This is a genomic window from Salibacter sp., assembly GCF_031581065.1.
Lineage (GTDB): Bacteria > Bacteroidota > Bacteroidia > Flavobacteriales_G > Salibacteraceae > Salibacter.
This window is the reverse complement of the sequence record NZ_JAVLBN010000012.1, coordinates 12512-32392: the sequence shown is the minus strand read 5'-3', so window position 1 is coordinate 32392 and position 19881 is coordinate 12512. Positions and strand designations below refer to the sequence as shown.

The 19881-nt window shown below is 41.1% G+C and carries 19 protein-coding genes; 3 read left to right on the top strand and 16 right to left on the bottom strand.

Annotated elements, in window-relative coordinates:
• Positions 1-26 precede the first annotated feature (26 nt).
• Complete coding sequence (gene recJ, locus RI557_RS04860; protein WP_310682509.1) at positions 27-1760, top strand: single-stranded-DNA-specific exonuclease RecJ; 1734 nt, start codon at positions 27-29, stop codon at positions 1758-1760.
• Here recJ and RI557_RS04855 read toward each other — a convergent pair.
• From RI557_RS04855 to RI557_RS04830, 6 genes are all read right to left on the bottom strand, one after another.
• Positions 1738-2868, bottom strand: coding sequence for a PKD domain-containing protein (locus RI557_RS04855; protein ID WP_310682507.1), 1131 nt, complete (start codon positions 2866-2868; stop codon positions 1738-1740). The genes recJ and RI557_RS04855 overlap by 23 nt on opposite strands.
• Positions 2868-4130 carry a porin family protein gene (locus RI557_RS04850; RefSeq protein ID WP_310682504.1) on the bottom strand — a complete coding sequence of 421 codons (1263 nt, stop codon included), beginning with the start codon at positions 4128-4130 and terminating at the stop codon, positions 2868-2870. The genes RI557_RS04855 and RI557_RS04850 overlap by 1 nt, the downstream gene beginning before the upstream one ends.
• Positions 4127-4702, bottom strand: a complete 576-nt coding sequence (locus tag RI557_RS04845; protein ID WP_310668182.1) for an RNA polymerase sigma factor — start codon at positions 4700-4702, stop codon at positions 4127-4129. The genes RI557_RS04850 and RI557_RS04845 overlap by 4 nt, the downstream gene beginning before the upstream one ends.
• Before the next feature lie 117 nt (positions 4703-4819).
• Positions 4820-6799: a DNA primase gene (gene dnaG, locus RI557_RS04840; protein ID WP_310682502.1), complete on the bottom strand. Its 1980-nt coding sequence runs from the start codon at positions 6797-6799 to the stop codon at positions 4820-4822.
• A gap of 13 nt (positions 6800-6812) precedes the next feature.
• Entirely contained in the window at positions 6813-7223 is a 411-nt protein-coding gene (locus tag RI557_RS04835) for a hypothetical protein (protein ID WP_310682500.1), read from the bottom strand.
• A gap of 28 nt (positions 7224-7251) precedes the next feature.
• A complete protein-coding gene (locus tag RI557_RS04830; RefSeq protein WP_310682498.1) occupies positions 7252-7872 on the bottom strand; it encodes a NifU family protein in 621 nt (206 codons plus the stop codon).
• A 153-nt stretch (positions 7873-8025) separates the two neighbouring features.
• Between RI557_RS04830 and RI557_RS04825 the strand changes: the two genes are divergently transcribed.
• Both RI557_RS04825 and RI557_RS04820 read left to right on the top strand, forming a co-directional pair.
• Positions 8026-8916, top strand: coding sequence for a T9SS type A sorting domain-containing protein (locus RI557_RS04825; protein ID WP_310682496.1), 891 nt, complete (start codon positions 8026-8028; stop codon positions 8914-8916).
• Positions 8917-8961: 45 nt separating this feature from the next.
• Entirely contained in the window at positions 8962-9480 is a 519-nt protein-coding gene (locus RI557_RS04820; RefSeq protein WP_310682494.1) for a gamma carbonic anhydrase family protein, read from the top strand.
• Here the strand turns inward: RI557_RS04820 and murI are convergent.
• From murI to RI557_RS04770, 10 genes are all read right to left on the bottom strand, one after another.
• The gene (gene murI / locus RI557_RS04815; RefSeq protein WP_310682492.1) at positions 9467-10252 is read right to left on the bottom strand and encodes a glutamate racemase; all 786 of its coding nucleotides are present in this window, start codon (positions 10250-10252) and stop codon (positions 9467-9469) included. The two genes, RI557_RS04820 and murI, sit on opposite strands and share 14 nt — an antisense overlap.
• Position 10253: 1 nt before the next feature.
• Positions 10254-10754: an OmpH family outer membrane protein gene (locus tag RI557_RS04810; RefSeq protein ID WP_310668868.1), complete on the bottom strand. Its 501-nt coding sequence runs from the start codon at positions 10752-10754 to the stop codon at positions 10254-10256.
• 35 nt (positions 10755-10789) lie between these two features.
• Entirely contained in the window at positions 10790-11314 is a 525-nt protein-coding gene (locus RI557_RS04805) for an OmpH family outer membrane protein (RefSeq protein ID WP_310668867.1), read from the bottom strand.
• A gap of 7 nt (positions 11315-11321) precedes the next feature.
• Positions 11322-14078 (bottom strand): outer membrane protein assembly factor BamA, encoded by a 2757-nt coding sequence (gene bamA, locus RI557_RS04800; RefSeq protein WP_310682490.1) that lies wholly within the window; start codon positions 14076-14078, stop codon positions 11322-11324.
• On the bottom strand, positions 13966-14709 hold the full coding sequence (locus RI557_RS04795; RefSeq protein WP_310668865.1) for an isoprenyl transferase: 744 nt from the start codon (positions 14707-14709) through the stop codon (positions 13966-13968). The genes bamA and RI557_RS04795 overlap by 113 nt, the downstream gene beginning before the upstream one ends.
• Before the next feature lie 49 nt (positions 14710-14758).
• Entirely contained in the window at positions 14759-15589 is an 831-nt protein-coding gene (locus RI557_RS04790) for a DUF6089 family protein (protein WP_310668864.1), read from the bottom strand.
• A 36-nt stretch (positions 15590-15625) separates the two neighbouring features.
• Positions 15626-16543, bottom strand: a complete 918-nt coding sequence (locus tag RI557_RS04785) for a DUF6089 family protein (protein WP_310668863.1) — start codon at positions 16541-16543, stop codon at positions 15626-15628.
• Between the two features lie 90 nt (positions 16544-16633).
• Positions 16634-17527, bottom strand: coding sequence for a DUF6089 family protein (locus RI557_RS04780; protein WP_310682488.1), 894 nt, complete (start codon positions 17525-17527; stop codon positions 16634-16636).
• A 76-nt stretch (positions 17528-17603) separates the two neighbouring features.
• A complete protein-coding gene (locus RI557_RS04775; RefSeq protein ID WP_310668861.1) occupies positions 17604-18482 on the bottom strand; it encodes an NAD kinase in 879 nt (292 codons plus the stop codon).
• Positions 18482-19873: a BamA/TamA family outer membrane protein gene (locus tag RI557_RS04770; RefSeq protein WP_310668860.1), complete on the bottom strand. Its 1392-nt coding sequence runs from the start codon at positions 19871-19873 to the stop codon at positions 18482-18484. The genes RI557_RS04775 and RI557_RS04770 overlap by 1 nt, the downstream gene beginning before the upstream one ends.
• Between the last annotated feature and the right edge of the window lie 8 nt (positions 19874-19881).

Sequence of the window (19881 nt, the reverse complement as noted above, 5' to 3'; positions counted from 1 at the left end):
ATTCAAAATTTTTCATCTTTGAAGTAATGGAAAAAAGATGGCACTTTATACCACCGGAAGATAATGCGAAATCGCTCGAACTATCATCAGCGATAAACTGTCCGCTACCACTTGCAACAATTCTGGTAAATCGCGGAGTAACGAGCTTTGAAGAAGCGCGAGATTTTTTCAATCCGAACCTTGCAAATCTCCATGATCCGCTCATCATGGCTGATATGAAAACGGCTGTTGAGCGGGTTCTGACCGCGAAAAAAAACGGAGAAAGAATTCTCGTTTATGGCGATTACGATGTAGATGGTACAACATCTGTTTCCATGATGTACAGTTTTCTAAAGCCACATTTTGATAACATCGATTACTATATTCCAGATCGTTATACTGAAGGGTATGGAATTTCTAAAGCGGGGATTGATTACGCGTCAAAAAATGGTTTTTCGGTTGTAATAGCCCTCGATTGCGGAATTAAAGCCATTGAGCAAATGGAGTATGCTCGCGAAAAAGGAATCGATTTTATTATTTGTGATCACCACCGGCCCGGTGAAAAATTACCGGCAGCTTTAGCTGTTTTGGATCCAAAACGATCAGATTGTGAGTATCCTTTTAAAGAGCTTTCGGGTTGTGGAGTTGGGTTCAAGTTGATGCAGGGGTTATGTGCAATTGAACCGGAATTGGCAAATGCTAACCCTCCGGCAGATTTCATTGATTTGTTAGCTGTGAGTATCGCTTGCGATATTGTTCCGGTAAATGGAGAAAACAGGATTTTATTGCATCACGGATTGAGGAAAGTCAATGAAAATCCTTCTCCGGGTATTAAGCGACTGCTGGGTGAGCACGCCTCAAATGATCGCGAAATTACTGTTAGTGACCTGGTTTTTATTGTGGGGCCGCGTATCAATGCAGCCGGCAGAATGGAGCATGCTACAAAGGCTGTTGCGCTCTTGACGAATTCTGACGAGACTCAACTAACTGAGTTAGGATCTTTGATTAACAGTCAGAACCAGGAGCGGAAAGATCTCGACAGGGCTATAAATGAGGAGGCTCTCCAAATGATTGCTGAAGATAGCTGGTATGAAAATGCTGTGTCTACTGTCGTTTATAAGCCCGGATGGCACAAAGGAGTCATCGGGATTGTGGCTTCACGATTGATTGAAACCCACTACAAACCAACAATTGTCCTAACAGAATACGATGGAAAAGTAACCGGCTCGGCTCGTAGTGTGAGAGGCTTTGATATTTACGAGGCAATTGATGCCTGTAGTGAGATTATTGAACAATTTGGCGGCCATAAATACGCAGCAGGCCTTTCTATTTCTCCTGATAAGGTAGATGAGTTTAAAGAAAAATTTGATCAATCGGTTCGTGAGCGTATCAAAGAGAAACACAAGCAACCTGTTTTAGATATTGATGCTGTTTTAAGATTAGATGAAATCAATAACGGGTTTTATAAAATTTTGAGAAGAATGGGGCCGTTTGGACCTAAAAATATGTTTCCGGTATTTGCTACTCATTATTTGGATGATGCGGGATATTCAAAAGTAGTAGGTAGTGATGAGTCTCACCTTCGGGTTGTTGTGAAGAATGAAGATTCTAATGTTATGATTTCAGGTATTGCTTTTGGAATGGCTGATAAGATTGAAATTGTTCAATCAGGAGAGCCTTTTAGTATTGCTTACACAATTGAGGAAAATACATTCAATGGGAAAACATCACTTCAAATGAAGGTGAAAGATATCCGGTTTACGGATGAGCTACTCCAATAAAACCGTTTGCGTTGATGAAGTCCATTTTTTGTGATACATCGTTCTCATTGTATAGCTGAACGTTGCAATTTATTTCGAGACGTTTTGTGTTTTGACCAAAGCGATTTTGCTCGTAACTTTCAGTTTCAATGATCTCAAAACTTGCCCATCCAGGCTGCTCTTTCAATTGTGACGAATATTGTTCACCATTCTCATCCACATATTCCACAACTACTTCGTTGTAATCGTACTGATTGAATGAATATTGTTCAGAAACCGAATAGTTGAAGTTGCCAACAGTAAATGCCGATGTAGCAGATGAATCAACGAGTAGTGTCTTGCACATTACTGCTTCGCAGTTTACTGCATCAATGATTTTCAAACAGGCTGATACTGTATCCTGACCGCTAAAGTTTAAGTTGGGTTGTTGGTTGAGCGGCATAAAACCATTTCCAAAGTCCCACAGGTAAGTAAAAGGAGCAACACCATTTTCAATTGCGTTGACTGTTACATTTCCTCCTGATGAAAAACTGTAAGTAAAATCTGCATAACAACTTTTTGTTGGTGAAATGGTGTTACAAGTCGTTACACTCGTGTTGGAATCGAGGTTTGTAACGGTCATGCATGCTGTAATTGTTCCAACGGGAGCCTCAAAAAATACTGTCGGATTTTCAGAGGTGCTCGTTTCGCCATTACTAAATGTCCACTCAACTTTGTAGTTCCCGCCCGCAGGCTCAATGTTTGAATTGAAGCCAACATTATATCCTGCCAGGCTTGAATCTGAAGTGCTGCGATAAGTTTTTTGCTGCGGTGATAGCGCAGAGTCTATTTGGTTCTGACCATTACTGGCGCGAAACTTAAAAGTTAGGGAGTTGTCACATGGGGTTTCCAGTTCACAGTCAGAACCGGCTATTGTACCAATATAAGAATTGATACCAGCGCTATCTGGCTCGTAATTGGTGTGCATGAAGTTGTCGTTCACGCCAGCTTTCATGCTCATGGGATTTTCGCCCATTTGACCTTCCATATAAAACACTACATCGTTGCTGGATACTTCAGGAGTATCCTTGTCGCAGCTTATAAGGAATAGCGAAACGACTAATAGTGTAATGGATACAAATTTATTCATTAAAGATTCGCCAGATTGTATTTAGCGTAAATGCGCAAGTTGAGGTTGTTGTCAACTGCAGAGTGATTGTAGTAATCATCCTTTACAACATCAGCAAAACCGTAAGATCCGCGAGCACCTATGTTCAATCTATTGAGAACAAGTCTTTCATAACCTAACTGAACTGAATAATCTAACTTGTTAAAGCCATCGTTGTGACCGTACTCAGTTGAGGTTGATACTTGTTGGTCAAATTGCGTGTTGTGAATGTGCTCAACCGTGCTTTTGGAGTTGATGAGGTAGCTTACACCAACACCGGCTTTGATCACATTATTTCCCAATCTATAATTCGCAAAAACAGGCAACTCAAGATAAAGCATTACTTCGTGATTGATGTGGTAAATATCAGTAACCCGGCCAAAGCTGTACTCACCGCTCTCAATCGTTTTCGTAGTACTCACACCGCTTCGGTGTAGATAGAGTAAATCAGCTTCAACTGAGAAGTTTGGATTGATGAGGTATTCGTAACCAATTCCGCCAAATGGGTCAATGGCGTAATTTTTAGAATAGTCTCCGGTTTTGTAAGCATTGCTGGCCATACCACCACCGATTAGGAAAAACCTGTGTTTCACAACCGGAGTGAAATCCGGGATCTTATCGGTGTAAATTGTATTGTCAATTGAGTTTTCTTCAACTGAGCTGCTCAACAACTTTTCGAGAAGTGGAATTCCATTGAGTGAAAAGCTTCTCTTTTGTTGCTTTAAGCCAGCAGAAGAAGTGTTTTTTACATCAGATAGTGATTGTTCTTTAGAATACGTTTGCCCTGCAGCGGCCCTGTTGGGCTCGCTGTTTTTGGCAAATCGCATTTGACCAGCTCGCTTTTGGTTTCTTTTCGAAGTAGCGGAAAATTTTGCTTTAGTCTCTTCTTCCGCGAGCTGATCATCAGGATTTTGGTTTATCCCGGGGGTATTGTTGTCTTCATTGAAAGACTTATCATCAGAAAGCTTATCCTTACTTTCATTTGATGATTGTTCTTTTTGTTCAGTTTGTTGTTTTTCAGTGACTTGATTATTGGTGCCTGAATTCAGCACAAAGTAGCCACCAACAGAAAGAGAAACCAGTAGTAAAGCCGCAGCGGCAGCTTTCCACCAAACAAAGCCTCCCCTTGATTTGCCCTGCTCTTTATTGAGCATAGCTTCTGCTTTATCCCAGGCATTTGGGTTGAAGGAAACTTTGCGGTCTTTCAATCCTTCTTTAAATATTTCATCTAAATCCTTGCTCATGCTGTAATACTCTGCGAGTTACTTTCTTTATCCTTACTTTTTTCAATTTGCTCCTTCAACAGTTTTCGTGCGTTGGACACGTGCCACTTTGAAGTTCCAACCGATATTTCGAGCATATCGCTCACTTCCTTGTGGCTGTAGCCATCGATTACATGAAGGTTAAAAACCTTTTGTGTAACGTTTGGCAGATTGCGCAGCATTTGCTCTAACTCTTCAGCGTCAAAGCGAAGGTCTGCTTCATTCATTTCAACTTGCTTGTGGTGGTGATGGTCGTCAAAGTCGGTGTATTCTATGGTCTCCTGCTCCTTTTTTCTCCTTCTAAATTCATCTATCACTGTGTTGATCATGACACGCCTTATCCACGCTTCAAAGGGAATGCTTGAATTGTATTTGTCGAGCTTTGTGACGATTTTGAGAAACCCCATGTTAACAAGCTCTTCTGCATCCTCTTTGTTGCGCTCATAGCGTAAACATACAGCCATAAGAATTCCGTAACACTGCTTGTACAAATTAAACTGTGCTCTGCGATCTTCTTTTTTGCATAGCTGTATAAGTTCCTGATCAACGATCATTCATTTTTAACTCAAGGGCTGTCTCTACTTGTTAACACATTTTAGTAAACGGGTATTTTTTCACATTGGTTGGGTAAGGTTGTTGGTTTTAACAAACTTAGAATGGTTCTATTTTACTTATCGAATAACGACTGAACCGCGTCTTTGTGATAATTCCATTTTGATTTTGTCGAGTTCTCGTTGTTCTAGTAGGATATCATCAATGGGTTCCTCACTCTTGAAAGCGGTTTTCATTTTGTTTTGATTAGCTTGAATCATTTGGTTGATGCAAGCTAATTTGTATTTGTAGAGTGTTTTTTCAACATGATTGCCAACATGCTGTTCTTCGCGCTTCACAAATATGTTTTTCTTTTCCCAGTCGTGAAGTTCGTAGCGTTCAGCAAGTAAATCCACAACGAACTCTCTTATTTTATCGTTTTCGTGGTGGATAAAGTGCTGTTCATCAATTGCACCATCGCGTTCAGTCAATTCTGCAATTTCTTCAAAAATGGTGTCGTGGAGCTGATATTGAAATGTGAGTTCATCAGCGATGATCTCACTCACAAGAAACTCACCCACTGGAACTGATACATCTTCTTCTTTTTCACTTTCTTCTACAAATACGCAGGTGTTCATCAGTTCAGAGCCGTACTTCAGGATCAATCGCAAGATTTCGCGTTCCTGATTTTTGATCTCATCCTGAATGACAGGTTTTGTATTCTCTTCTAAGAAATTTTCTGGTTCAGACTCAGGTAGGTTTTTCTCCCGTTCCTCACGCTGCTGTTCACGTAGTTTTTCTCTGCGCTGTTGGTTGAATTGATTCCGCCTGATTTTATTCGTTTCAGCGATAATCGCTTTTTCGGGGACATCGAGCTTAGAGCTGCATTCCTGGATAAAAACGGCTCGTGAAATATGATCGGGTACTTGTGCGATGGAGTTCACAATATCGCGAATGGCCTGCGATTTTTTAAGCGGATCGTTTTCTACGTCTTTGAGGAGAACGTTAGTTTTAAATGTGATGAAGTCGGTTTGGTTCTGACCAACATAATCCAGCGTTTTTTCCTTGCCGTAATTTTTTGCGTACGAATCGGGGTCGTCACCTTCAGGCAACAACACCACTTTCACGTTCATGCCTTCCTGCAGGATTAGGTCGATACCGCGAAAGGATGCTTTAATTCCGGCCGGATCGCCATCGTAAAGGATTGTGACGTTTTGGGTGTAGCGCTTTATGAGTTTTATTTGACCTTCGGTCAGAGCCGTACCAGATGATGCTACCGCGTTTTCAATGCCGGCCTGGTGTAGCGAGATAACATCGGTGTAGCCCTCAACTAAAAAGCAGAGGTCGTTTTTGATGATGGAGTGTTTGGCCTGAAATATACCGTAGAGAATGCGGTTTTTCTTGTAGATGTCACTTTCGGGCGAGTTGATGTACTTTGGAACTTTAGGATCTGACCGTAAAGTACGGGCACCAAAGCCAACCGGCCTTCCTGAAAGATCGTGAATGGGGAAAATGACACGCTCGCGAAATCCATCGTATTTACCGCGATCGTTTTGTTTGATGAGCCCGGTATCGAGTAGGTATTCGTCTTTGTAGCCTTTTTCATCAGCCGTTTTGGTGAAGATGTTTTTACCGGGTGCGTACCCCAGGTCAAACTTTTTGATGATGTCGGTTTCGAACTGGCGCTCTTTGAAGTAGCTCAATCCTATTGCCTGCCCGTCTTCTGTTTCGTGGAGTTGGTCTTTGAAAAAGTCGAGTGCGAATTTTGTGACGATGTACAGGCTTTCGCGCTTGTTTTGCTCTTCGAGCTGTTCAGGAGTTTGCTCTCCATCTTCTTCAATAGTGATGTTGTACCTATCGGCCAGGAAGCGGAGTGCCTCAGGATACGACATGTGCTCGTGTTCCTGGAGGAAGGTGACTACATTCCCGCCTTTGCCGGAGCTAAAATCCTTGAAGATTTGCTTGGCAGGCGAAACCATGAAAGAAGGAGTCTTCTCATTGACGAATGGTGAGAGCGCCTTGAGGTTAGAACCGGCTCGCTTGAGGTGAAGGAAGTCACCAATGACTTCTTCAATGCGAGCGGTTTGCATGATTTCATCTATGGTCTTCCGCGCTATCACCGACTGGCTTTATTTAATATGACTTCGTTTTAAGTAGCTTTCCGTTTTTGTCCCAAAAGTGCCAGGTACCAGAACGTTTCCCGTTTTTGTATTCCCCTTCGTAGCGTTTTTGCCCATTATCAAAATAAACGGTTCTTTTTCCGCTGGCTTTATCATTTTTAAAAGAACCTTCGCTCTTGATTTTTCCATCCTGAAAGTAAGCTTTCCAGTTTCCGTTGCGTTTACCATCTGGCGTAACCGGGCCTTCCATTAACTTTTCTCCACTGTCGTAAAAATACTCTTTTTTGACCTGATAAACAGTGTCTTCTCTCATTTGATAATGGAGGACAACATGCTTTTTGCCGTTGGAATACGTTTTTTCGATTCTGGTAAAAGCCTCATAACTCTCCTCCGTATTGCAATTTGACAAAAGAGCAATACTCAATAAAGCAATACAAAAAAAGTTGAATAAATTACGCATCTTCAGCTACTACTTCCTGAACTTCAGGTAAATGTTCTTTAAAAAGATTTTCAATTCCAAATTTAAGTGTTTGTGTCGATGATGGGCAACCGCTACAAGCTCCACTCAATTTCACAGTAACTTTTCCTTCATCAAATGATTTGAAGTGGATAGCTCCACCATCTCCCTCAACTGCCGGGCGTACATATTCTTCAAGCAGGTTGATGATCTTTTCTTCCATCTCATTTTGCGGAGTGGAAGTTACTTTGATTTTTTCAGATTGATTGTCTTCGTTTTTGGTTTCGTGACCGGTTGTTTTGGGTGGTTTCGTGAAAATGGGCTGATCAGCACGGAGGTAATTGGTGAGGTATTCTCTCATTTCCATTACCACATCATCCCATTCGATGAAATCTTTTTTGGTTATCGATACAAAGTTGCTCGAAAAGAAAAGGCTCTCCACAAAGGGGAAAGTAAAGAGAACCTTGGCAAGTGGGGCATCCTGGCACTCTAGTTCTGAGTTGTATTCTACTGTTGCTCCATAAGGTACCAGAATCTTGTTGGCCACGAATTTCATCGTTTTAGGGTTGGGAGTGGTTTCAGCGTATATTGTAAAAGGAACTTCTTTTTCGCTCATGATTACGTTGTTTTAAGAATGCAAATTTAGTAAGTGATGGACAATTGAATACGTGATTTTAATGATTTAGGTTTTATTGGTTAAATAATCAAGACTTTCTGCCATCAATTATTTTTATTAGATTAGAATTTTCACCACAAGTAAGACATAATTATGAAAGGTATTAATCATTCTATTCTACAAATTTTAGTTGTTTTTGCCACAGTCATTTGCCCATTAGCGACTCTTTCCCAAAACACTCTTTTCCCAGACTCCAATGCTGTTTGGTCAGTATGGGAGGAGAAGTTTTACCTCAATGGAGATTCAGTTTTTGGCGGGACAGCGTACAACAAAGTTTACATGACAACAGACAGCGTGGTAACACCCGGGGTAAACAGTACTTTTGCCGGACTAATGCGCAGTGATAGCGCTTCTCAAAAAATATGGGGGATTCACCCTGACAGTACTCAGGAACACCTGATGTATGACTTTACAGCTGAGGTTGGGGATGATTTGGACATCTATTCACTAGATGGGAATCGCTATCAACTGGAGGTAATAAACAGAGATTCAATGTTGATTGATGGAGTATATCAAAATACTCTAGAATTAAAAGGGCCTATTTATGAAGGTGAGTTGTGGATTGAAGGAATTGGAAGTAATGCAGGACTAATATATGGTGGTGTTGTAGGTAATCAATTTTTTGATGTTCTTCATTTTCCTCAACTACTTTGCTTTGAACGCGATGGAAACCGGATTTACGAAAGTGATATTTACGATGAGGTAGGTTGTTATGCTTCTAAATACTGGAACTCGGTTGATGAGTTGAGTGGCTCAAAAAGTGAAGTTGAGGTATATCCAAACCCAACTTCTTCTAAGGTTTTTATTGAATCGAGTGAGCGATTTAAGTCATATAAAATCTACTCAATGACCGGCAAATTAGTTCAAAGTGGAGCATTGGAGCAAAACTCAATTGATGTGGCTCAACTCACAAAAGGAAGCTACTTTCTCAAACTCTCTGATGGATCTGATAGAAAAGCTGTTTCACAGTTGGTAATCAACTGATGTTTTAGTTTCTTAATATTGTCTTGAAACTTAAAACGAATAGAAATGGCATTGATAAAGTCGTGCAGAGGGTTTAAGCCCAAATTTGGAGAGGATTGTTATTTAGCTGAAAACAGCACCATAGTTGGAGATGTGGCGTGCGGAGATGAGTGCAGCTTTTGGTTTAACTCGGTTGTTCGCGGAGATGTTAACTCGATAAAACTCGGTAATCGCGTCAACGTTCAGGACGGAGCTGTCATTCACTGTACGTATGAAAAAACGCGTACGATTGTGGGCAACAATGTTTCCATCGGGCACAATGCTTTGGTTCACGGCTGCACGGTTGAGGATAATGTGCTCATCGGGATGGGAGCTATTGTGATGGATAATGCGCACATCCCGGAGAATGTTATCATCGCTGCAGGAGCTGTTGTTTTGGAAGGTTCAAAGCTCGAGAGCGGTAGTATTTATGCCGGTGTTCCTGCTAAAAAAGTGAAAGACTTGAGCGAAGAGTTATTCAAAGGTGAAGTGCAGCGTATCGCGCAGAATTATGTGAAGTATTCCGGTTGGTTTAAAGAGGGTTAACAGCAATCGCTCTTGTAGGCTTTAGTCTTCTTGCCAACTCAATCATGATTTCTTTTGAGCCTGTTGTGTACAATTGGTCAGATCCAAAAGACTTTTCGGCTAACGTGTTTAGCTCGGTCAATATCCGCTTTGTGTGTTTTGCTACCGCTTCACCTGAGTCAATAATCTGAACATTGTTCGGAACCAGGTTGTGAATGATGTCTTTGAAGAAAGGGTAGTGCGTGCAACCGAGCACGATTTGATCTGCGTTTTGTTCCAGCATTGGAGCGATGTAGCGCTCGAGTAGTTTTTTTGATTCTTCAGACTCGATGCGGTTTTCCTCGACTAACTTTACGAGTCCCTCACCAATTTGCATCACCGATTCAATATCGTTTCCAAACCTGCTGTAAGTATCGTGAAAGTGCGGACTATTCAAGGTTCCTTTTGTAGCTAAAATGCCTATACGGTTCGTTTTGGTGTTTTTTGTTGCGGGTTTCACAGCCGGCTCTACACCTACAAACTGAGTACTTTTATACTTTTCACGTAAGTGTTGAATAGCCTGGGTTGTAGCGGTGTTGCAAGCCACAATGATAATCTTGGAATTGTGGTTGAGTAGAAACTCTGTGTTTTTCTCAGAAAGATGAATAATCTCATCAGTCGGTTTGTTACCATACGGGGCGTTTATGCTATCACCCAAATAAAAAAACTGCTCACGAGGGAGCAGTTTTACAAGTTCGTTCCAGATGGTAAGACCACCCAGTCCAGAATCAAATATACCTACAGGTGCATTCAATTTACTGTATTCCTAAATGTTCTTTAACAGCCGGCAACAGGTTGTCTCCATCAGGGTAGTGGAGTAACATTCCGTTGCTTGTGTCAAAAACATAATCGTAACCTTTTTCTTCGGCAACAGCATCAATTGCTTTTTGAGCTTTGTCGAGAACAGGTTGTAAGAGCTCCTGTTCTTTTTCTGAAAGTGATTTTTGAGCTGTTTGTTGAAATTTATTGATACGTTTCTCCAACGAACCGATTTCTTCGACCTTGGATTCCTTAACCGGATCTGACCAAAGTGTTTGGTTAGACTGGTATTCTGATACTTTTGATTCGTACTCAGTTGACATGGTTGTCAATTGCGACTCGAGTTCTTTAGCGTACTTTTCCAGATCTGCCTGCACCTTTTGGCTTTCAGGCATTGCGGCTAATAGTTCATTCGAGTTTACATAACCAATCTTTTGTGCTAATCCACTTGTTGCTATTCCTGTAAGAAGTGTTGCAATTATGATAAAGGTTCTCATATTCTATTGTGTTTATTTAAAAATGGTTTACAAAATTATTCATCAGATGTTGATAAGCCTAACTTTCTTATGATAACATCACTTTTATCGTAGCGAGGGTCAGAAAAAAGTATATTTGAGTTGCCGGCACTTTTGTCGAAAATCACAGCATAGCTGCGGTCCCGAGCTAGTTCCTTTATGGCTTCAAATATCTCATCCTGTAGTGGTTGAATCAGTTCCTGTCTTTTTGTGAAGAGTTCGCCTTCCACCCCAAATTTATCACGTTGGTATTTTCGTGCTTCCTCTTCTTTTTCTTTTATTTCAGCTTCTCTTTTCTTGCGCATATCAGGAGTTAGCAAGATTTTTTCTGCCTGATAAGCTTTTTTCATTTTTTCTATTTCGGCATATTTAGCCTCAACTGTTTCCTGCCAGCGAGAACTCAATGCATCTAATTCTTTTTGAGCTTCTTTGTACTCTGGCATTTGTTTGAGTATATACTGAGCATCAACATAGGCAAAACGCTGAGCCTGCATACTCAAAGCCGTGGCGAAAAAGGTGAATATTAACAGTAACTTTTTCATAGTGATACTATAGTTGACCAAGATTTGTGCCAATTGTGAAATGTACCTGCGAGCGTTCCATTCCGCTACGGCCAGGAATGTCATCAAACCTGTACCCCCAGTCGAGTCCGAGCAAGCCAAACATTGGCAAATAAACTCTCACACCAACACCCGCACTTCGATAAACGTCAAATGGATTCCAGTCGTATAGATTTCCCCAACTGTTACCCATTTCAAAAAAGGTGAGACCGTAAATCATGGCCTGAGGGTTAGTTGAGAAAGGGTAGCGTAATTCTGTAGTGTATTTATTGATGAGAATTCCACCAACATTTTCTCCGTTTCCTACAGGTCTGCTGTTGACAACTGTTTGGTCATCATAACCACGAAGGGCAATAATTTCACGTGCATCGAGGTTGAATCCTGTCAGACCTGAACCACCTAAGTAAAAGCGCTCAAACGGTGCGTTTCCAACTTCAGGTGTATAGCGGAACAAGCCGCCAAAGCCAACTTTTGTGTAGAGCACAAACTTGTCAAATATTTTAGAATACCATTTAGAAGTAAACTTCCATTTGTGGTATTCGACAAACTTGAAGCGTTCTTTAGTAGATAATGTTGTGTAATCTTTGCCGTTAAACCATGAATATGGCGGTGTTAGCTGCGCAGAAATAGTTGTTTGAGATCCTGAAGTAGGGAAGTAGAGGTCATCCATTGAACTTCTCGAAAGCGAAATTTTATAGAAGATGTTATTAGCGTGACCTTCAGAGAAATTCTCGAATGTTCGCCATTGATTGACATCATAGTTTTGGTAAGCTATCTCCTGTTGAAGTTGGAAGTTGTCATCAGGCCATCTGAGTCTTTTACCTAACCCAATTGAAGCACCAAATATATTAAGTGACCTGCGGTTTTCACTTCCCATCTTTTCACCGTTACTCTGGATGGAATAGTATGTACTTACTGTAAGTGCATTTGGACGCTTTCCACCTAACCATGGTTCAGTAAAGCTGATATTGTAAGATTGATAAAAAGTCCCGTTCGTTTGAGCTCTAATACTCAGCGATTGCCCATCACCTGATGGGAGTGGTCGCCATGCCTCTTTATTGAATAAGTTGCTAGTTGAGAAGTTTGAAAAACGCAAGCCTAGCGTACCAACAATAAAACCGCCTCCCCAACCACCTGAGAGCTCAATTTGGTCAGATGGCTTTTCCACAACCTGATATTCGATATCAACTGTTCCGTCTTGCGGATTTGGAGTTGGAACAACATTCATTTGTTGCTGATCAAAATAACCGAGCATCGATAATTCGCGCTGAGTACGCATGATATCGCTTCGGCTGAATAGATCACCGGGCTTGGTTCTAATTTGACGCCTTACCACATGATCGTGCGTTTTTGTATTTCCTGATATCGTAACCTCGTCAATTCGAGCCTGTTTTCCTTCGTAAACTCTTAATTCAAGGTCGATAGAGTCGTTTTCAACTCTCGTTTCTACCGGTTCAACCTGGAAGAAAAGGTAACCATTATCCATGTAGAGTGAACTTACATCAAGTCCGGCCTGATTCATGAATAACCGTCTTTCGAGAATTGAAGGGTTGTAGATGTCTCCTCTTTCAATGCCTAAGATTCGAGATAAACGAGCAGTTGAATATTTAGAATTTCCAATCCACTTGATATTTCGGAAATAATATTGATCACCTTCATCAACTTTAATGTGAATGTTGACGAGTTTATCATTTACTTTTTCAACTGAGTCTGATACTATTTCAGCATCGCGATAGCCCATTTCCCTGTATGCGCTTATCAGCTTTTTCTTGTCTTCTTTGTATTTTGAGCGCAGAAATTTTGCATTCTTGAAAATTCTGAATCTTATTCTTTTTTGAAAGTAATTTAAACTGAGAGTGGAAAGTGTATCAGTATTTCCTTTCCAGGTTTCTTTTGCCAGACTTTTTAGAAAGTCATCCATTTTGTCAAATGGCTTGAAGACAGACTTCTCATGAGTTTCTTTCATAGCTCGCTTGAGCTTAGCGTCTCCAATTGCCTGATTACCATTAATGAAAATTCGATTGATTTTCACTTTTTTCTTCTTGTCAACTTTAATGATGACGAAGATGTGATTATCAAATAAAGTATCTTGTTTTTGAACTACTTCAACTTGAGTATTGAGATAGCCTTTATCGACAAAATGGTTGCGGATTTTACGTTTTGTATTTGCTACAACACTATTGGTAAGGATTTTCTCCTTGTAGAGATTTATTTTCTCTCGAATGTCATCCGCTTCAGATTTTTTAACACCTTCAATTCTAAATCTCGACATTCTCGGCTGTTCCTGAACGTAAAAGTCGAGCGAAATCCGTTCTCCTTCTATTTTTTTGTAAGATACCTGAATATCAGAAAACAGTCCCTGTTGCCACAGGTTTCTTATGGCGCTCGAAATTTCATCACCCGGTATTGTGACACGGTCTCCAACGGTCAGACCCGTAAGCAGAATGATGGCATTCTTGTCGAGCGACTGAGTGCCTGATATCGTGATATCGCTTAAGAGGTATTCTTTAGGAGCAGAATAATTGATGGATGATGACGATCCTGAACCTCTGTTAGATTGAAGTTGTAATTGAGCTATAGCCGGTGAAAAGGCGCAAGACACAATGAGCACAACTAAAGTAAATAGCGCTTTATTAAACTGCGTATTGTTCGCTCGTTTTGCCAAATCGTCTTTCTCTTTTTTGGTATTCCTGAATTGCTTGATGAAGATCGGGTTTCCTGAAGTCTGGCCAAAACTTGTTAACAAAGATTAACTCCGTGTAAGCCAGTTGCCACAGCAAAAAATTGGAGATGCGATATTCGCCACTGGTTCTGATCATGAGTTCAGGATCAGGATAATCTGCTGTAGCTAAAAATGACCCAAATACCTGTTCATCAATGTCGTCTATATCGAGTTTGTCTTCTTTAACTTTTCCAGCGATTTTTTTTGTTGCATTGAGTATTTCCCAACGGGCACTGTAACTCAATGCGAGAATTACACTCATGTGAGAGTTGTCTTTTGTGGCTTCAATCGCTTTGTTGAGCTCTCTTTGACATCTCCTGGGTAAGTTATCTAAATCGCCAATGGCCAATAAACGGATGTTGTTTTTATTTAGTGTATTGACTTCTTTGCTGATGGTATTCACCAACAATTCCATCAAGGCCTGAACTTCTAGTTTTGGTCTGTTCCAGTTTTCTGATGAAAAAGCGTAAAGTGTAAGGAATTTCACTCCCAGTTCTGCCGAACCTTCAATAGTATCACGCACTGCAGAGATTGCGTTTTTATGGCCAAAAACACGCGCTTTTCCCTGGCTCTTGGCCCACCTGCCATTTCCATCCATGATGATGGCGATATGCTCAGGTACTCTCTCCGGTATGATGCCTTTTACTTTCTCCATAAACAAAAAAATCGCCCATATTGACGACTTTCGCGCAAATATACTTTAACTATCTTGATTTCCACTGATTGAAGTGGCAATGATTTGGGTTCTTGTGTATGTTGTAAGTAAGTGTGATGCCAGCAAATGAAAACCAGTCAGTTGTTTGTGAATTTCCTCTTTGTGTTCCCCAGTTTGAACCATCTTTTCCCTGTTGTTTGATACTGCGGTCAGAGAGGTCAGCTCCTGTTTCGCTTAACTGTTGAGGGCTATCAGGGTACATGCCGCTAACATCATCGAGATAATCTGTAAAGGTTTTGCGCATTCCCCATTCTGTTGTTACGATGAGTCTATCTGATAATCTGAATTTAAAGCCGCCACCAAATGGAATAGCAATACTTGTTGTGCTGTATTCCTCAAGCTCTGTAGTGTAAGCACGCAATTCGTATTCGTTTTGTCCGATCCGGGCTTTTGGATTAAAGTTAAACACACTCAAGCCACCGTAAATGAATGGGGTGAATTTATCTGGTCCTTTGAAATAGCTTATTGGATCGTAAGGGTCAAAGTAGAGAAAGTTGAATTCCATTACGGCTGATGCCTCGTTAATAGATGAATAAAAACTGAGGTTTCGGTTTTGTTGGAATGGATCTGAAGAGTTACCATCATTCCCTGAAATATTACCGTGAGTGATGTTGAAGCGCATGGCCCATCGGCTGTTGAAGTTGTATCTTCCAGCGAGGCCCAAAGCTAGGTGAGTGTTTTCGAGAGGGAAGTAAGCGTTGGGGTTTAGGTCGCCCGTATAATAAGAAACTCCCCCAAAGACACCTAATTCAAGATACCGTTGGGGAAGTGCTTTAATTCCTATTATTAAAAAGACTACTATTAAAAGGCTGTTCTTCATTTTCAGTTCGCTAACGAAACAGCCGCAAAATTATTTTTAGAATCGAGTTCTGCCAGGTCCTTTTGACTTCATTTTGTAACTTAATGTTAAAAAGCCAAACATATAAGTATCCAATCTGTCAGGATTTCCTCTAGTGCCGTACTGTTCGCGTGTTAATCCTGATGGCGGGTTGCTGCTCAATCGCTTGTCAGCCATTTCAACAGCTTCTTGCCCGTATTCCGCTGCTAACACATCAGGGTTGTAATATTTTCCACTAACATCATCGAGGTAATCAGTTGTTGTCATGCGCAAACCGTACTCGAGACCGATTGACCACTGACGATCGATTGCGTACTTAAACCCAAACCCGATTGGAAACGCAATTGACACCTGTGAGTAATCATCGGGGCCGCCCGGTAAGCCTTGACCTTCAGTATTCAACGGAGCAAGTTTCACCCACTCGTTATCAGCGTTCTGACCCTGAGGATCGAAGTAAAAAGCTCCAATACCACCGAATAAGTATCCGGAGAAGCTTTCCAGAGTTTGCCCCCTCAATCCCGGTAAGCGGTAAACAGGACCAACTTTCTCTTTGATGAAGTAATATTCACCCTGAACAGAAAGTTCAATCACATCTGAACGGAAGTTCAGATTTCTGTTTTCACGACTTGGATTACCTGCGTATTCATCAGATCCGTAAATTCGGCCATAAGCCAAATTCCCTTTAAATGCCACGCGTTCAAGCACTCTGTACTTATACGAGGCCTTTAATGAGGGCCTGGATACAACGAACTGGAAATCGCCAAAACGAGTACCATCACCGGTAGTTGCTCCACCGAGGTCACCGAGATAGTTTGACGCTCCCACGCCAAGACTGATCTCATGCCTGTAACGCTTCCAGCGCTGCCCATAAGAATTTAAAACTGTACCAAATAATAAGAATAGAAGGAAGGCCTGAAGAATGTTTCTAGCCTTCATAATAATGGTTGTTTGTAAAAGAGTTTAAAAGGTAAGGTGCTACAAATATAGAGTTATTATTTGTAAATCAGCAAATTTTATTAGAATGAATTAAAATTTCACCTTTTTCTTCCTTTTAAAGATATTGAGTTTTAGCTTTTGATCTTTGGCTAATTTATAATTAAATGTGAAAAAGCCGGCAAAATATAAATCGTTTCTATCAGGGTTTCCGCGAATGCCACCGCTATTTCCTCTACTGTCAGACAGCCTTCGATCAGCCATACGAGCAGATTGAGACCCTACTTCTGATCTCAGTTCACTTTGATCGTAGTAAGTGGTGCTTACATCATCGAGATAATCTGTTGTGGTGAAACGAACTCCTGTTTCAAAACCAATGCTCATTTGCCGGTTGATGAGGTATTTGAAGCCAACACCAAATGGAAAGGAAATGGCGATTTTCCCATATTCTGATGGGCCACCTTCTAAACCCTGTCCTTCTGTTTTGAGTGGTCGCAAGTCAACCCAGCTTCCATTTATTTGTCCCTGTGGGTTGTAATAGAACGGAGCAATTCCACCAAAGAGGTAAAGGGAGTAGTCAAATCGCTTATCATCTCTGTAAGTAACTCCGGGGCCATTGTATTTTCCAAGAGGCTCTTCAACAATGTAATACTCAAATTGAGCTTTGAGCTCCATTATGTTTGATCGAAAGTTGAGGTTTCTGATTCTGCGTCCTTCGTTTTCTGAGAATTCATCGCTTCCGGTTACGTGTATAAAAGAGAATGTTGTTTTGAATGCTGTTCTGTCGCTGGTTCTCAGTCTGTACCCAAGCTGAGCAGAATAACGGATGGTTTGAAAGTCAATATCTTTCACGTAGCCGCCATCTCCGGTACCGCCACCAAGATCGGTAAGGCAACCGGCATATCCGGCCCCAACTATAAACTCGTTTTTATAATAGCGCCATGAATTTTGCGCACAAAGGTTTACAGTCAGGAACGCGAATACCAAAAGGGATATGAGGTATTTTTGGTTCACTGTTAGGCTTAAGGTGCGCCAAATCTACAAAATTATTAACGTTGATGTGTTAATTTCTTTTGTCGAGTCCCCAGTTTAGCTTATTGCGAAGTGTTGTGAGATAGGTGTGATTTTTTAATGTTATGAGATTGAGTTTTTTAGGGAAAAGTGAAATGTAGAGATCTGTATTGTGATCAATTTTATGAATACGCGAGTCAAGGCTTACCATATAATTGTTGATCCTTCCCTCAATACTCAATCGGATCTGACTATTATCAGGGATTACAATTGGTCTTACATTGAGGTTGTGTGGAGCAACAGGGGTAATGATGAAATTCTCAGATCCAGGCATAATAATGGGGCCGCCACAGCTCATGGAGTAAGCAGTTGAGCCGGTTGGTGTGGCAATGATCAATCCATCAGCCCAGTATGTGTTGAGGTATTCATCGTTGAGCCAGGTTTTGACGATGATCATGGATGAAGTATCGTTCTTGTGAACAGTGAATTCGTTGAGGGCAAAATTGTCAGATCCAAATAAATCGCCTTCTGTTTTGAGCTGGAGCATCGCTCTTTGCTCGATTCCGTATTCGTGGTTTTTGAGTTGGACAAGAGCCTCTTTGAGATCTGACGATGAAATGCGTGATAGAAATCCCAGCCTACCGGTATTGAACCCGATAATTGGAACAGAGCTCCCGGCAACTTGCCTGGCCGATTCTAAAAAAGTGCCGTCTCCCCCAATACTCATGAATACATCTACTTCTATGGGAATATTTCTGAAGTTAGTGAAAACGCGAATATTGCTGGTTGAAAAGTGGTCTTTTATAGCATCGTGAAAAGGCTCACAAACAAAAATATTCACATTCCATTCGAGCAATGTATCGATTAGGAATTCGATTTGTTCAATGTGTTCTTTGTTGACTGTTTTCCCGTATAGTGCAACTGCTTTCATTAAATCGGTTTTACAAAATGTAAGAAAAAGCCGTTTTCTCCTTCAATATTAAACGAGTATTCGGTTCTGATGATTAAATCGTAGTAGGTAACAAAATCGAGCCCGGCTCCATAACCAACGAGCCATTTGTTAGCGAGGTTGTTATTTGTTTGATAGCGAAGTTCAGATCCGTAACCTACATCTATGTAAGCATTTGTATAGACAGCCAAAGGTATGGTTTTGAATTGTTCCAGCGGAATAAAGTCGATCCGCTTTATTTTAGGCTTGAGAAGGTGAAACTTGATGTTGTTGCGAGATAAAAAATAATCCTGCGCATCAATTACGTAGAGTTCATAGCCGCGCACAAAATCGTTGTACCCGAGTCCGCTTTGTAGCATGTATGGTGGATTTTCCAGGAAGTTGAGATAAGAGTATAGTCCGTTTGATAAGGTAAAGCGTTCCCCAATCGGTTGGTGGTGGTGAGCTTCCATTCTTGCTGTGAGTACATCAAGTCCTTCATCGTTGACAATGCCAAATCCCTTTTTCATGATATTGGCGTGGAGCATCAAACCATTGAGCGGATAATTGATGTAATCTCTTTTATCAAATTTGATGTCGTAACTGAAACTGAAAAACTCAGATTTTGATCTGTTTTCAGGAAGTAGCTCAAAGGGCTGACCTAGCTCCTGGAGTGTGTCGGTTACTGAAATGTGATCGTAAAAGAGCGTGAAATGCTGTCGGGTGTAAAGTTTATCCCGCCAGGTGAAACGCATATTCGCATAGGAGTTTCGTCTTTGAGGTGTTTCAATTTCCTTGTAAAAGAGTCTTTTGTTTTCGCTACTCCCGTAGTTGACTTCTTTATTCATTGAATAACCGGCTTCAAACTTGAGGCCGAACTTTTTTTCGCGATCTAAATAAGGAATTCCATAGGCTAAGCTCAGTCGCTCCTGGTAACCGGCTTTCCCTGTCAGAACCAGTGTTTCGTTTCTGCCTCTAAAGTTGTTCCATACAAGACGCATACCGTAAGATAGCCGATCAAAATCCTTGTTTTGCCACCACACATTGAAGTTCCGGTCGGCATTTTCAACGAGCGGAAAAGGCCAAATGTACCAGCGCTCAAAAACGAATATGGAAAAAGCTACTGAGTTGTCTTCAAACTCGGGGATAATGGATACATAGTTGAAAAGAGTGGTGTTGAATATATTATCCTCTGATCGCTCGATGTTGTAGCTCAATTTTTCAAGTGATAACGTATCGCCAACTTTGAAAGTGAGCTCGCGTATAATGATCTCGTTTTTCGTTACGTCATTGCCGTTGACCTCAATACCTGTCACGCGGTATTGATTTTGCTGGGCTCTGACCGAAACAGAAAGCAGAACGACAAACAGTATATTTAGCAACCAAAAACGCAAACCGCCTT